This is a genomic window from Marinomonas profundimaris (genome assembly GCF_000508165.1).
GTDB classification, from domain to species: Bacteria; Pseudomonadota; Gammaproteobacteria; order Pseudomonadales; family Marinomonadaceae; genus Marinomonas; species Marinomonas profundimaris.
Genome location: NZ_AYOZ01000012.1, coordinates 182,542 through 197,815 on the forward strand (window position 1 = coordinate 182,542; position 15,274 = coordinate 197,815).

Annotated in this window: 13 protein-coding genes; 7 read left to right on the forward strand and 6 right to left on the reverse strand. The window is 46.0% G+C overall.

Annotation, left to right across the window (positions count from 1 at the left end; genetic code table 11):
- Positions 1–97 precede the first annotated feature (97 nt).
- Positions 98–1,021: a 5'-nucleotidase gene (locus D104_RS27160; RefSeq protein WP_024023806.1), complete on the reverse strand. Its 924-nt coding sequence runs from the start codon at positions 1,019–1,021 to the stop codon at positions 98–100.
- Positions 1,022–1,272: 251 nt separating this feature from the next.
- A complete protein-coding gene (locus D104_RS27165) occupies positions 1,273–2,235 on the reverse strand; it encodes a helix-turn-helix domain-containing protein (RefSeq protein WP_024023807.1) in 963 nt (320 codons plus the stop codon).
- Between the two features lie 240 nt (positions 2,236–2,475).
- Here D104_RS27165 and D104_RS27170 point away from each other — a divergent pair, with 240 nt between their 5' ends.
- From D104_RS27170 to eat, 3 genes are all read left to right on the forward strand, one after another.
- Positions 2,476–3,897 carry an ethanolamine ammonia-lyase subunit EutB gene (locus D104_RS27170; protein ID WP_024023808.1) on the forward strand — a complete coding sequence of 474 codons (1,422 nt, stop codon included), beginning with the start codon at positions 2,476–2,478 and terminating at the stop codon, positions 3,895–3,897.
- On the forward strand, positions 3,894–4,802 hold the full coding sequence (eutC, locus tag D104_RS27175) for an ethanolamine ammonia-lyase subunit EutC (RefSeq protein ID WP_024023809.1): 909 nt from the start codon (positions 3,894–3,896) through the stop codon (positions 4,800–4,802). Before D104_RS27170 ends, eutC begins: the two co-directional genes overlap by 4 nt.
- A gap of 83 nt (positions 4,803–4,885) precedes the next feature.
- Positions 4,886–6,292 carry an ethanolamine permease gene (gene eat, locus D104_RS27180; RefSeq protein WP_024023810.1) on the forward strand — a complete coding sequence of 469 codons (1,407 nt, stop codon included), beginning with the start codon at positions 4,886–4,888 and terminating at the stop codon, positions 6,290–6,292.
- 83 nt (positions 6,293–6,375) lie between these two features.
- On the opposite strand, the gene D104_RS27185 is transcribed toward eat, so the two are convergent.
- Positions 6,376–7,812, reverse strand: a complete 1,437-nt coding sequence (locus tag D104_RS27185) for an NCS1 family nucleobase:cation symporter-1 (RefSeq protein ID WP_031214745.1) — start codon at positions 7,810–7,812, stop codon at positions 6,376–6,378.
- Positions 7,813–8,078: 266 nt separating this feature from the next.
- Between D104_RS27185 and D104_RS27190 the strand changes: the two genes are divergently transcribed.
- From D104_RS27190 to D104_RS27205, 4 genes are all read left to right on the forward strand, one after another.
- Positions 8,079–8,744, forward strand: coding sequence for a GntR family transcriptional regulator (locus D104_RS27190; RefSeq protein ID WP_024023812.1), 666 nt, complete (start codon positions 8,079–8,081; stop codon positions 8,742–8,744).
- A 7-nt stretch (positions 8,745–8,751) separates the two neighbouring features.
- Positions 8,752–9,483, forward strand: a complete 732-nt coding sequence (locus tag D104_RS27195; protein WP_024023813.1) for an aspartate/glutamate racemase family protein — start codon at positions 8,752–8,754, stop codon at positions 9,481–9,483.
- Between the two features lie 39 nt (positions 9,484–9,522).
- Entirely contained in the window at positions 9,523–10,446 is a 924-nt protein-coding gene (gene puuE, locus D104_RS27200; protein WP_024023814.1) for an allantoinase PuuE, read from the forward strand.
- Positions 10,447–10,709: 263 nt separating this feature from the next.
- Positions 10,710–12,047, forward strand: a complete 1,338-nt coding sequence (locus D104_RS27205) for a Fic family protein (RefSeq protein ID WP_024023815.1) — start codon at positions 10,710–10,712, stop codon at positions 12,045–12,047.
- A gap of 34 nt (positions 12,048–12,081) precedes the next feature.
- Here D104_RS27205 and D104_RS27210 read toward each other — a convergent pair whose 3' ends face one another.
- The 3 genes from D104_RS27210 to D104_RS37305 form a co-directional block, all read right to left on the reverse strand.
- Positions 12,082–12,447, reverse strand: a complete 366-nt coding sequence (locus tag D104_RS27210) for a cupin domain-containing protein (protein ID WP_024023816.1) — start codon at positions 12,445–12,447, stop codon at positions 12,082–12,084.
- Between the two features lie 347 nt (positions 12,448–12,794).
- Positions 12,795–14,051 (reverse strand): allantoate amidohydrolase, encoded by a 1,257-nt coding sequence (locus D104_RS27215; protein ID WP_024023817.1) that lies wholly within the window; start codon positions 14,049–14,051, stop codon positions 12,795–12,797.
- Entirely contained in the window at positions 14,051–15,271 is a 1,221-nt protein-coding gene (locus D104_RS37305; RefSeq protein ID WP_024023818.1) for a pyridoxal-phosphate-dependent aminotransferase family protein, read from the reverse strand. Before D104_RS37305 ends, D104_RS27215 begins: the two co-directional genes overlap by 1 nt.
- Positions 15,272–15,274: the final 3 nt, after the last annotated feature.

Consider the following 15,274-nt stretch of genomic DNA (forward strand, 5'->3'; position numbering starts at 1 on the left):
AGAAAAATTTCATTCGAACTCAACAATACTCTCCTGTAGCACTAGCGCACAACACCAACGAGCAGTGCTAGATATCCGCTGCCTTTGTTTGTTCAATTTATTTATTTGCGATACCAAATGGGATATGAACCATCGGTATATCACCAGCCTTTGACTCCAAATGACTTCTTTGGTCATCGAAGAACATATGAGGTTTCAGTTTTGACAAAATTCTATCTTTTTCCATACCGCCAAGGAAAAACATCTCGTTGGCGCTTACTCCCCAGTTCTCTAGCGTTGTAATAACACGTTCATGGGCTGGCGCATTTCTAGCCGTAACGATAGCTGTGGTTAGTACTCGTTTGTAATTTCGATCTTTTTCAATTTCGCGATCTTCAAGTTTTTGCAAAAATGCGAGCTTTTTGAAAAGCTCGGCCAATGGCCCAGGTTTGTGTGGTATTTCAGAGTTCACCATTTCATAAGCATGAAATTCTGGAAGGTCTCCACCTTTAAATATTGCCTCTGCTTCGTCATCAGCGATGACCCCATCAAAATCAAATGCAATCCTTAATTCATCATTTTCATCATCGTTAACTATCTCACTGGGTAAAACCACCCCACCGGGGTATCCCGCATCAATAGCATTTTGTACATCCTCCTCATTTGCTGAAAGAAATAGTGATGCGTTAAATGCCGGTATGTACTCAAATGGTGACTTCCCTTCCATAAAAGCTGCTCGGGAAATATCAAGATCATAGTGTTTGATTGATCTAAAAACTCTTTTTCCTGTAGCAGCTGAATTTCTTGACAATAATACAACTTCAACAGGTAATTTCTCAGGATAGCGCTGATTAATTTTTAGAAAACGCTTAATAAAAGGAAAGGCAACACCTTTTTCAAGAACTTTATCTATATTCTCTTCTTGAAATTTCTTATATGCCTTTGGCCCTTTTTCTGCAAAAACCGCATGCGACTCAGACAAATCAAATAGAGCACTTGATGAAACAGCTACCACTAGTTTCCTTTCAATTGGATATGGCATATAGATCCTTAAAAATTAAACAATTAAGAGTTATACGGCAGCGTAGCTGCGGTTATAACCCACTGTTGAATGGCGGCGTTGCCTATATAGGGGATTTGCTTTTTTCATGGTGGGACTTCCCTGTTATATAACTCGCTAAATACCAAAGTCCATTTGGACGATGACTCTTCCGATGGTCTTTGATCGCCGCTATGTTCGTTCTTTGTTTGCTCTTTTTTAGCGCGATTTAACCCGCGGGGCAAGCGATATACTCAACCATTCAACCCTGTAAGTGTTTTTGAAGGCGTTTCACCAAACAGTTGTTTGTAGTCTTTGGCAAACTGGCTCAGGTGCCAGAATCCCCATTGGGCGGCGATGTCGCTGACGGCTTGTCCGTGTTGGGCTTGTACTAGCGAACGACGCACGCCGTTTAATCGGCTAATGCGCAGGTATTGAATGGGGCTAATCCCGAGAATACTTTCGAAGCTGTATTGCAACGTTCGTCGGCTCACATTGGTCATTTCGCACAGTTGCGTCACGGTCACCGGTTCATCCAAATGGTGGTCTAAAAATTGGCGGGCGCAATCGACGACTTTTTTCCGATGAACGTAGCTCTGTGTTTTGGCGGGTTTTGGGGTTTCGACTTTTAAGACTTCCAACAAGGCCATCATCACTATGTCTTGCTGTAAACGCGGTGGCGTTTCTTTGTTTTGCACCGAAAGTAAACGCGCGAGTAAAAAACGCACTTCCGCTAAGGTTTTGTCTGGCACGCCCAAACGGCCGTATTCTGTCAGTTCTTTCCAGTTGATATCGACATCGTGGATCGACGCCATGTCAGTCAACGTAACTTTATCCACCACCAAACCGTACAAGTCGTAATTTTGCGGCGTCGAAAGTTGAAAGTCGCAGTCGCCGGGTCGGCACATAATCGTATCGGGGCGAATCGTTAAACCGTTAATCCGGCTTTCTTCTTGATCGGCAAGAGGAATGCCTAGCCAAACCGAATCTGGCCACACCACGCATTTTTGCTGCAGCGCTTGGCTTGTGTGCTCACAAAACACCTGCAAGCCATCAAACGGCAACTCCACAATGCGACCATAAAAACCACCGCGACTGGTTTGGTCGTATTCTTGCTGCCAATTGGTGAGGTTGCCTGCATGCAAATCCGCATCATAGGCTTCCGATATTCGAACTCCAGAGCCCTGATTTGGTGCGTCTATCCCTGAATTTAACATGCCCTCTCCAAAATAAAGTTTGGTTTTCCGCAAGATGACAAAACAAAAACTATAACCAATTGAAAAATAAGTCTTTTTTATTTTTGCCATTTTTCGATAACGACCAAGTGTGTATTTCCGTAAGGTAAACCTACAACAAAAACTCACACATTGGATTCCGATAAAAGTAGCAAATTCCATGCCTTTTTTACGCTCTTCTTTCAGTATCCATTACCTACCCGTATCAAACGAGAAATGGTTATGAGCAACGCACATTCCGCTTTTCAATTTAAAAATACCGTCGGTGAGCGCACCTTCGGTTTTGTCGATCTCGCCGATTTAATGGCCAAAGCCACGCCAGCCCGATCGGGCGATCGCTTAGCCGGTGTCGCCGCCGACAGCGCGGAAGAACGCGTCATCGCGCAAATGACATTGGCCGATGTGCCACTGAGCCTTTTTCTTGAGCAAGCGCTCGTTCCCTACGAAGACGATGAAATCACTCGACTAATACTAGACGATCATGACAAAACCGCCTTTTCGATTATTTCCCACCTCACCGTCGGTGGTTTTCGAGACTGGTTATTGAGCGATTTAGCCACCAGCGCGGTACTGATTCAAATCCGTGCTGGCGTCACGCCTGAAATGGCGGCGGCGGTCAGTAAAATCATGCGCAATCAGGATCTCATTCTGGTTGCCAAAAAATGCCATGTAAAAACCGCCTTTCGCAACACCATTGGTTTGCCGGGGCATTTATCGACACGCTTACAACCCAATCACCCAACCGACGATTTAACTGGCATCGCGGCGAGCATGTTAGACGGTTTGCTTTACGCCAATGGCGATGCGGTGATTGGCATCAACCCAGCCACCGATAACGTGCAGCAAGCCACACGCTTGATCAAGATGATGGACGAAGTCATCCAGCATTATGAAATACCGACTCAGTCCTGCGTGTTGACTCACGTTACGAATACCATTGAATGCATTGACCAAGGCGCCCCCGTGGATTTGGTTTTCCAATCGATTGGCGGCACTCAAGCGACAAACGACAGCTTCGGTTTTAACCTCGCTAATTTGGCCGAAGCCCAAGACGCCGCCTTGTCGCTGAATCGTGGCACCGTCGGCAATAACGTCATGTATTTCGAAACGGGCCAAGGCAGCGCGTTGTCAGCCAACGCGCATCATGGGTTGGATCAGCAAACCTGCGAAGCCCGCGCTTACGCTGTGGCACGTAAATTCAATCCGCTGTTGGTCAATACCGTTGTTGGCTTTATCGGCCCAGAATACTTATACGATGGCAAAGAAATCACCCGCGCTGGTTTGGAAGATCACTTCTGCGGGAAGTTGCTCGGTTTACCCATGGGATGCGACGTGTGTTACACCAACCATGCCGAAGCCGATCAAAATGATATGGATAATTTACTGACACTTTTAGGTGTCGCTGGTTGTACATTCGTGATGGGCATTCCTGGTTCTGACGACATTATGTTGAACTACCAAACCACGTCTTTTCACGATGCGCTTTATGCTCGTCGCGTGCTGGGTTTAAAACCCGCGCCTGAGTTCGATCTCTGGCTCGCCAAGATGGAAATTTTCAAAAACAACGAGCAATTCACACTCAACCACAAGCTGCCCGATGCATTTCATAAATCGCTCCATCGCATGATTGGAGATCACTCATGAGTCAGGACAACTATCCATCCGATAAGTCTTTCCCGACACATCCGCATGCGCCTCTTACCACTGGAAAAGAAGAACCAATCTCTAAAAAGGAAGAGCCTGTGACGGAAAACGCTTGGAGCAAGCTCAACGCCTTCACCGATGCGCGCGTTGGCTTGGGTCGTTCCGGTGTCAGTGTTCCCACTAAACATCTTTTGGCGTTTCAACTTGCTCATGCTCAAGCCATCGATGCCGTTCATACGCAACTCGATAGCGAAGCACTGTCAAAAACACTCATGACACAAGATTGGGCCAAGGCTTGGACGAAAAACGCAGCGCCATTAATGCTGCACAGCCGCGCGACAGACCGAGCAACTTATTTACAGCGCCCAGATTATGGACGCAGATTAGATGAAAGATCGGCCAACATACTAGACGAACACCAAGCGTCCACCTCACAACAATATGACCTCGTCATTGTGGTCGTTGATGGGTTGTCTTCCTTGGCGATAGAACAAAATACTCTGCCTTTTTTAGAAGCACTTTCTGGTCATATCAACGGCTGGAACCTCGCGCCAATCTGTTTTGTAAAACAAGGCCGAGTGGCGATCGGTGACGATGTTTGTGAACGCTTAAACGCAAAATGCGTGTTGGTGTTAGTCGGTGAACGTCCGGGCTTAAGCTCGCCCGACAGCTTAGGTTTGTATCTGACTTGGGGCGGAAAAGTCGGCCTGACCGATGCCTACCGAAACTGCATTTCCAACGTTCGCCCAGCGGGCTTGGTGTACCAAGAAGCCGCACGAAAAGCCTTTTATCTATTAAACGAAGCACGAACGCTGAAACTGTCTGGCGTAAAACTTAAAGACAGATCAGACGATGAATTAATCATGGACACATCAAAGGAGTCGAAGAACTTCCTCATCTCTTAAGGAAAAGAAAAAAGACCAATGACTAAAAAATAACGGTTTGAAACTCAACTAATAGAGCACAACTGAAACAAAAGGAAACGAAAATGTCTGATCAAATAAACAAGGAATATCTGGCGAAACGCCAGCTAAAAAGAGGCTCCGCTGGCTGGATTTTGCTAGCGGGTTTAGGCGTGTCTTACGTTATCTCTGGTGACTTTGCAGGCTGGAACTTCGGTATTGCGGAAGCGGGCTGGGGCGGTTTCGCCATTGCGGCGGGATTGATGGCGGTGATGTATTTCACCCTTGTGTTGGCGTTGGCAGAAATGTCGGCAGCGATTCCTGCAGCGGGTGGCGGTTACAGCTTTGCTCGCCAAGCCATGGGCCCAACAGGCGGTTATTTAACCGGTTTGGCGGTATTAATTGAATACGCATTGGCGCCGGCCGCCATTGTTATTTTCATCGGTTCTGCGGTAGAAGCCCTATTGGGTTTTAACGGCCCTTGGGTCTACGCCGCGTTTTATCTTGTCTTTATCGGCATTCACTTAGCCGGTGCGGGCGAAGCACTAAAAGTCATGATGGTGATCAGTGGTTTGGCGGTCATCGCAATTCTTGCGACGGCGGTTGCTTTGATTGGTGATTTCGACACAAGCCGCTTATTCGATGTTGCGGTTACCGATGCTGCGGGCGCGTCTGAATTTATGCCAATGGGTTGGTATGGCGTTTGGGCGGCGTTGCCATTTGGCATGTGGTTGTTCCTTGCGGTTGAAGGCGTGCCATTGGCAGCGGAAGAAGCGAAAGATCCAGCGAAAGACGTGCCTAAAGGCATTATCGGCGCGATGATCTTCTTGTTGTTTACCGCTCTATTAGTTGTGTTTTTATTGGCCGGTGCAGCCGGTGCCGACGCCATGGGTAAAAGCGCGGTGCCATTGGTGGATGCGTTAAACTTTGCTGGACATGAGTCCTTAGGCACAGCCGTCAACGTATTGGGCCTTGCTGGATTGATCGCGTCTTTCTTCTCTATCATCTACGGTTACAGCCGTTTGGTTTTCGCCTTGTCTCGCGCGGGTTATCTTCCACAAAGCTTGTCTGTTACGGACAAACGCAAAGTGCCTTCTCGCGCCTTGATCGTTCCGGGTGTATTGGGCTTTCTTGCGTCTTTGACTGGCGAAGGCGACTTAATGTTGGCCATGGCCGTGGTTGGTGCAACTGTGTCTTATGCTTTGATGGCGCTGAGCCACATATTGCTTCGTATCAACCAACCAGACATGGAACGCCCTTATAAAACACCGGGCGGTATCGTGACATCATCCATCGCCTTTGCGTTGTCACTCTTGGCTCTGACTGGCGTGTACGCTTACGATCCTCGCGCGTTTTTCTACACGCTTGTATTGTTCGCCATCGGCGCCGCTTACTACTTCTTGTACAGCAAAAACCGCCTTGTGGCGAAAACACCAGAAGAAGAGTTCGACATGCTGGCAGCAGCAGAAGCAGACCTTGCTACCTCAGCGTAATTCAGCTCGATAATTCCAGTAACAACAAAAAGCCCCGCATTGAAACAATGCGGGGCTTTTTTACGCGTTAATTTAAGCGGACGTTACGATTTAGCAAGGTCCATGTTGTGCATTGCTAGGCGCTCTGGCTCCATCATATAACGATAAGACAAAGCGGCCACAATACCACCAATGAAAATCGCGTAATTTGCTAATGCATGAAATACAAAGGTCGCCAAAATGGCAACAAAGCCAGCAATCAACAGCGCATACACACTCTTCTTATTGACGCCGTTGTCATACCAATAACAACCTTTTGGGGATTCCGTGTATAGGGCATCCACGTCGATATGGCCTTTCTTAATAAAGAAGTAGTCGACAATAATAATGCCGTACAAAGGCCCAATCATCGCGCCCAGCACATCTACCGTGTAATGAATCACTTCTGGGTTATTAAACAAATTCCAAGGTGTTAATAAAACAGAGCCAAACGCCGCGATAAAACCACCGGCTTTAAAACTGATTTTCTGTGGTGACACATTAGAGAAATCAAACGCTGGCGCCACAAAGTTCGCCACAATATTGATGCCAACCGTCGCGAAAATGAAGGTAAGCGCACCCAATACTGTAATAAAGCCAGAATCCAAACGCTTCACCGTTTCGACTGGGTCGGTAATCATCTCGCCAAAGACAGGAATAGAAGCAGAGACAATCACCACACTAAAAAATGAGAACACCACAAAGTTAAGCGGCAAACCCAACAGATTACCTAACTTTAATTTTTTATAACTGCCGCAGTAGCGCGAAAAATCGCTGAAGTTCAGAGTCGGCCCAGCAAAGTAGCCAGCGACCAAAGCAATCGCAATGAACATTTGGGCAATAGTGTCCATTCCCATCAAATTATCAGTACTCAGATTGAAGCTAATATTTTCCCAACCCGCCAAATTAATCATGTAAATACACAATGCAAACATCGACACATAAATTGCAGGGCCAGACCAGTCGATCACTTTACGAATCATGTCCATGCCAAACATAAACACGATACCTTGCAGAATCCACATGGCGGAAAAGCCCACCCAACCGAGATAAGATAAGCCAATGAATGAGCTGTCCGCCAACGATGCCATTTCAGGAACGAAATACAAAATTAGGATAATAAAGGAGCTAGACGCCAGAAAGGTCTGAATCCCATACCAAACAACGGCAATCAACCCACGAATGATCGCTGGAATATTGGCCCCAAACACACCAAAAGACATACGCGCCACCACAGGAAAAGGAACGCCCGCTTTTTGTCCGGGTTTGCCCATTAAATTGGCAAACACCAGCACAATGGAAATTCCCAGTAACAAACTAATAAACACCTGAATACCATTCAAACCCAGCGCAAACAAACTGGCAGCAAACACATAACCACCGACGCTATGCACGTCTGACATCCAAAACGCAAAGATGCTATACCAACCCCATTTCTGGTCTTTCTCCGGCAGGAGATCGCTGTTTGCCAACTTAAGGCTTTGCTCTAATTCTTGCTTCATGACCGCATTCCTTTTTTGATTGTATACAATAAAGAATACAATTTGTGTGCCAAAAAACATTTGCATAAAATATATGGTTTTATTCTCGTGAATCGTCAAAAAATCCATTTTATTCGCACCAAACCAAAACAATAAATCAAATAGAACACCATAATTGTGCACAATAGTGAATATCATCGTTTAAGATGTACGAAGTAATTTGTCGTGCTATATTGTCTAAAAACTATCTAATAAAATATATCGTATACAATTTCTTGAGAAACTTTATGTCTAATGACGAACACATATATCGACAAATACTCAAAGCCATTGTCGAGCATCAATTACCACCAGGAGCGCGTTTACCAGAAGACCGTTTGTCAGAAGCGTTCGGCGTAAGTCGGACTGGCATCCGCAAAGTATTGCAACGACTTGCCCTAGAACATTTTGTGGTGATCGAAAAAAATAAAGGCGCACAGGTCAACAGACCAAGCGAAGCAGAAGCATCAGAAGTACTGGACAGCCGTATTCTTATAGAGCCTCAACTGATTCCTGCGTTATTGGCGCATTGGGACGCGGCACAATCCAAACGCTTTAGAGCCATGGCGCAAGAAGAAAAACAAGCTGAAGCCGCCAATATGCTGGCCGACTCGATTCAGTTAACCGCCCGTTTCCATTATGAATTGGCCACATTATCAGGTAACAAAGTACTCGCCAGTTTTATCGAACAGCTTTGCTACCGATCTTCATTAATTCTCGCGGCATATGGCACACACGGCAGTGTCGGTTGTGAATGCGGTGACCACGCTCAATTGCTCGATCTGCTAGATCAAAAAAACGCTAGCAAAGCACAAAACTGGATGAGCCATCATTTAAAACACATCAAATCGTCACTCATTCTTGAAAGCAAACCTGAAGAAAATATCGATTTTCAACGACTTTTTGGCCGTTAGGAGCACCATGCGAATTCAGCTCATTAACCCAAACACAAGCACTGAAATGACTCATGCCATGGCGCTAAGTGCGCAGTCTGCAGCATTAGAAACAACTCAAATTATTGCTTGTACGCCTGAGCACGGCCCTAAAAGCATCGAATGTGCTTTTGATGAAGTTATTGCCAGCGCCGCTCTTCTTGATCTCATCGAACAAGGCAAGCTACAAGGCGTTGATGCCCACATAATTGCTTGCTTTGGCGACCCTGCTTTAGACGCTGCCCGTGAATTAGCAGATGCACCAGTCATCGGCATTGCAGAAGCGGGATTTCAAACGGCGAGCCTTATTGCCCATCGTTTTGGTGTTGTCACCACATTATCAAGAACACTCCCAGCAAGTGAGCACCTACTTCAAAAGTATGGCCACCAGCATAAGTGCAGCGGTCTGAGAGCCACCGATATTCCCGTACTGGCTTTGGAAAACATTGAACCTGACGCGTATCAATTACTCAAAACAGAATGCCTCGCGGCGATAGAGCAAGACGGCGCAGAAGCGATTGTCTTGGGTTGTGCTGGCATGTCAGCATTGGTTGAAAAACTGGCCGAAGAGCTGCCCGTTCCTATCATTGATGGCGTTGTCGCCGCCGTAAAATTGGCAGAGTCATTGCATCAACTTGGGTTACAGACTTCTAAAATAGGTCAATATGGACAGCGCATTAGCAAACCATTTATTGGCCGTTACGCTCACTGGAGCAAGTAACCTTTCAACTTGCCATCCATAAAACATGGAACCGATACAATGAAACATTATTTAGAACGTGATTTCGCCGGTTATGGCCGCCAAGGTATGCCAAATGTTAATTGGCCAAACAACGCTCGTGTCGCGCTGCAGTTTGTTTTGAATTTTGAAGAAGGCGGTGAAAACTGTGTCGCTCATGGCGACGAACACGCCGAAACGTTTTTGTCTGAAATCTTTGGCGCTCAGCCATTTAAAGATCGCCACATGAGTATGGAATCACTTTACGAGTACGGCTCTCGTTCAGGCGTTTGGCGCATACTTAATGAATTTGAACGTCGAGGTCTCCCACTCACCGTGTTCGCCATTGCGACAGCATTAGAACGTAATCCTGACGTGGCAAAAGCTTTTGTAGAAGGCAAACACGAGATTGTGTGTCATGGCTTAAAATGGATTCACTACCAAGACATGCCGATAGAGCAAGAGCGCGAACACATGACTAAAGCGCTCGCTCTTATCGAAAAAGTCACCGGTGTTAAACCCGTAGGCTGGTACACAGGACGCGACTCGCCCAATACTCGCGCCTTGGTCGCGGAGCAACCGCAGCTGAAATACGACTCCGACAACTACGGCGACGACCTACCTTATTGGGTAAAAGTCGATGCTCAGAATGGTGAAAGCAAACCGCACCTTATCGTGCCTTACACTCTCGACTGCAACGATATGAAGTTTTCCTCGCCTTATGGCTTTAACCACGGTGAAGAATTCTTCCAATACTTGAAAGACAACTTTGATTGCTTGTACGAAGAAGGCGCCACGGCACCGAAAATGATGTCCATCGGCATGCATTGCCGAACATTAGGCAAACCCAGCCGCTTTATGGCACTGAAGAAATTCTTAGATTACGTGCAATCCCACGACAACGTCTGGATCGCCCGCCGAGAAGAGATCGCCGATCATTGGATAGAAAACCATCCGCCTGCTTAACCACAAAAAATGGCGATTGGCCTTTTCAGGACAATCGCCATTTTTCACTAAGAGTTCGTTAAAAAGCTATGTCATCTGACACGGTAACAAAGATCGAGTGTCTGACTTCATTGAATAAGGCCTTAACCTCATCACACTTATCTAAAACACTTAAGTCTTCAAGAAAATTCCTATTAGTCAAATCAGACTTAGAAAAAATTGACATTTAGATGATGAATGCCATTATTAGTACAATATAACGCAATTTTTTGGATCTTGAGTTTATGTCAAAAAACAGTGTAGAAAAAGCACCAGAGTTTGATTTAGATAAAATCGACTTTAATACTTTATCGCCTTTCATCATTGCTCATAAAGCGACCGACGATAAAGGCAGATACTTACACTGGGACCAACTAAAATGGCGAGTTCCAAGAGCTGATGCAGAAAATATCTGGCTAGCAGTGAAATTTCACAGATCAATGCAAGCAAAAGAAATCAACATATCTGATGAAAAAAACGCTCATTTTTCGTATTTCATAGCACCCTCAATGGAAGCTAAACTTCATCAAGTTATAAAGATTGCAGGTGGAAGTGTAGGAACCATCGCTGACAACCCAGTATCTAAAAATATTCAGCAAAAATTTCTCGTTTCTTCATTAATGATGGAGGAAGCCATCACAAGTGCTCAGCTTGAAGGTGCTTCTACGACCAGAGAAGTGGCGAAAAAAATGCTAGAAGAGGAGAGAGAACCTATAAACGAAGATGAAAGAATGATCCTCAACAACTTCTTTTTACTTCGACATGCCGAAAGAAAATCAAAGAATGAACTTACCGTCGATATGATCTTAGATTTTCACAAAATAGCCACAAACCTAACTACAGAAAATAATGTTGTTCCTGGTGAGTTTAGACAAGATGACGATATCTATGTTGAAGGCACTCAAGGGGAAATAGTCCACCAACCGCCGTGCTATAAGCATATCCATACTAGGCTACAAAAGCTCTGTGACTTCGCTAACACAGATCATTCAGGCTCCGATGGAGGACAATTTATTGCTCCTGTCATTAAAGCAATCATTCTTCATTTTATGATCGGTTATGAACACCCATTTAGAGATGGAAATGGTAGAACAGCACGGGCATTATTTTATTGGTTTATGCTTAAAAATGAATACGAACTATTCCGGTACGTGTCTATTAGTAAATTATTAAAAAATGATCCCAAAGGATACGGATTATCATATCTGTATACCGAAAAAGATCAGAATGATCTGACCTATTTTATTGATTTTCAATTAGACATTATTTTGTCTGCTTTTGATGAACTCCAACAGTATTTACAACATAAGACTGAAGAGTTTCATCAAGTACTTCAACTACTCGAAAATTCTAAATACAATAATTCATTGAATTTTGTACAAAAAGATATCATCAAAAAAGGAAATAAAGAGCCCGGCCGAATATTTACCGCAAAAGAAATAGCTAGCTCATATGGTGTATCTGAGAATACAGCACGAACACACTTAACTAAGTTAGTAGATCTAAAGCTTTTATTAGAAACCAAGGATGGACGAACAAAATTATATGTCGCCCCTTCCGATCTTATGAAGAGATTGAAATAAGAGAAGGCCTAGTATAGGCCTTCTCTTATTCAGATTAAAACACCACACCATCCGGTAAGGTCACAAAAATCGAATGCCTAATTTCATTGAACAAGGCTTTGCTACAATGACCTTCGCCTTCGGTGTCTTCTAGTAAGACAACGTCACCTGCGCCGAATTGACGAGCTTCACCGGATGACACTGTAAACTCACAACGCCCTTTGATAATGAACAATAACTGACGCTGTGGCGCTGGGTGCCATTTAAAATCGTAGTCGCTTGGGGTCTCACGGAAGATCATCTCACCCGCTGGAAAACGCTCTGACAAAAAGCCAATGGGGCCACCATCACGAACATCTATAGTCAAATCACCGAAATGGCTTTTACCCTGATCATCGTTAAAAATGCGCGTAAAATTCATCAAATACTCCTCTACTTTCCGTAATCATAGGTATCCATGTAATTCAATTGGCTTGCGTATTGCTTCGTTCCTCGACACGTCAGCGCCAATTAAACGCATAGACACTTTTCCCGCATATTAATACCTAATAAGGCTAACTCCCCAGCATAACGTGAAAGCGATTCTTCGAGCTTGCTCGGGGAGCGAAACGTTATACTGGGAGCCGACTTCAAATCCAATCGGGGAGCGAAACGTTATACTGGGGAGCCGACTTCACATCCAATCAGGGAGCGGAACGTTATACTGGGAGCCGACTTCACATCCAATCGGGGAGCGAGGCACTATGCTAAATAGCCCCAATCAAACCGTTAGGCCAAATTCTGTAATGTCTCGTTAAGTACGGCCAAGGTTACGGCCACATCTGGTGTATCAATCGCTTCCGCTGGATGATGACTAATGCCTTTATCACAACGCATAAACAACATCGCCACAGGGCAAATATCCGCCATCGCCATGGCGTCGTGTCCTGCGCCAGAGAACAAGGTGTGAACGGGAATATTTTGTATTTCGATGGCCTTGCGTAGCACGCTTTGTAGCTTGGCGTCACAATGCACGGCGTTGGCGGCATGGGTCGCTTTACGTTCGATACGAACATCGCGTCGTGCAGCAATGGCGTCTAATTCTTGCAAGATTTCATCGAGCGCGATATCACGTTTTTCGTCAAATTCGCTGCGAATATCGAGGGAAAAAACCGTATTGCCAGAAATGACATTCACGCCATTGGGGCGATTTTGAATGCGGCCAACCGTCGCGACAATGCCATGATGTTGAGCAATTTTTTCTACGGCAAGAATCATCTCACTGCTGGCACAAAGCGCATCTTGGCGCAGGTTCATTGGCACAGTGCCAGCGTGTCCAGCCATGCCGGTGATATTAAATTCAAAGCGCTTTGCCCCAGCGATGGCGCTTACCACGCCGACGGGTAAATCCAAGTCTTCTAGCACTGGCCCTTGTTCAATATGCAGCTCAAGGTAACCAAGCAAGTTATCAGTAGAAATAGCGGCATTAGGAATGCTAGCGAAGTCCGAACCAAAGTCTGTTAATGCTTGTGCCAAACTAATGCCATCGCTGTCTTTTACATCCGCCCAGCTTGCTGGCCATTGGCCTGTTAGCGCGCGGCTGCCCAACAAGGTAGAACTAAAACGTGTGCCTTCTTCGTCACCAAAGCCCACCACATCTAGGTGAAACGGCAAGCGAACGCCCGCTTCTTTCATCGCAGCGATCAAGGTAACCGGCGTGATAACACCCAACATGCCGTCGTATTGACCGCCGTTTGGCACCGTATCCAAATGGCTGCCCATGATAAAGCGTGCCGCGTCTGGGTCTGCGGCTTGCCAGCGCCCCCATAAATTACCCGCTTCGTCTTGCCAAGTTTGCATGCCCGCTTCTTGCATCCAGCTGCCCACCAATCCATTGGCTTGTTTGTGTTCTTTGGTGAGATAACGACGATCTAGGCAATCGTCGTTTTGACTGATTTTGCCAAGTTCATCACAGCGGTCCATAACCAGCTGAGCAAGTTTGTTGCAATCAATCCTTGAGCTGTCAATTCCTAGACCGCCAGTCATTAGACTTCTCCACTGTAAACGGCCATGGCTGCATCCACTGCCGCGCCTGCTGGTAAACCAAATCCAGCGCGACGAAGCACGGTTTCCAATGACTGTAAGGTATGCAGCACAGCGTCTTGGCGCGCGTTGTAGCCCATGGTGCCAATGCGCCAAACCTTGCCTTTCAATGGGCCAAAGCTGGTGCCAATTTCGATGTTAAAAATGGCCAGTAAATCATGACGAATTTTTTCGCCATCAACATTCACCGGAATATGCACGCCAACGACGTTGTTCATCTTGTGTTTTAAGTTACCAAATGGCATCAAACCCATGGCGAGAACACCTTGCAGCATGGCATTACCAGCCAGCTGATGGCGCTTTAACACCGCGTCTTGACCTTCGTTAAGCAACTGAATCGCACATTCACGAGAACCAAACAACATGGTCGCGGCCTCTGTGTGATGGTTTAAACGCTCATCGCCCCAATAATCCATGATCATGGGCAAATCAAAGTAGTTCGAGCGAATACGCATGCCAGATGAGCCATGATGATGCGCATCACGAATCCCCGCTTCCACATGAGCGCGTTTGCGTACACAAGATACAAAGCGATCATTCAAGGTAATCGGCGCGCTGCCAGATGGCCCGCCCAAACACTTTTGTAACCCCACAGAAACGGCATCGATTTTCCACGCGTCCACTTCCAACGGATTTCCACCGATAGACGCCGTGGCATCGGTGTAAAACAACACATCGTGAGCGCGACAAATATCACCCAACTCTTCCAACGGCTGGAACATGGTGGTCGAGGTATCGCCTTGTACAATCGCCAATAATTTTGGCTGTACTTTTTTAATCGCGTCTTCAATTTGCTGCGGGTCAAACACTTCGCCCCACGGCACTTCAATGGTGTGAACTTCCGCGTCGGCGCGTTCGGCAATCTCGGCCAACAAATGACCAAAGCGCCCAAAGATAGGAATCAACACTTTATCGCCCGGTTCTAAGCAAGACACCAAAGCGGCTTCAATACCAGCGCGAGATGTACCATCTATCAAAAAGGTTTGCTGGTTTTGTGTGTTAAAAACACGACGATACAATGCCATGACTTCATTCATGTAGCTGGTCATGGTCGGATCGTACTGGCCCACTAGCTGAGTCGACATCGCCGACAACACACGTGGATAACAGTTAATCGGGCCGGGGCCCATTAGCAATCTTGGCGGTAATGAAAGCGGCTGCATAAT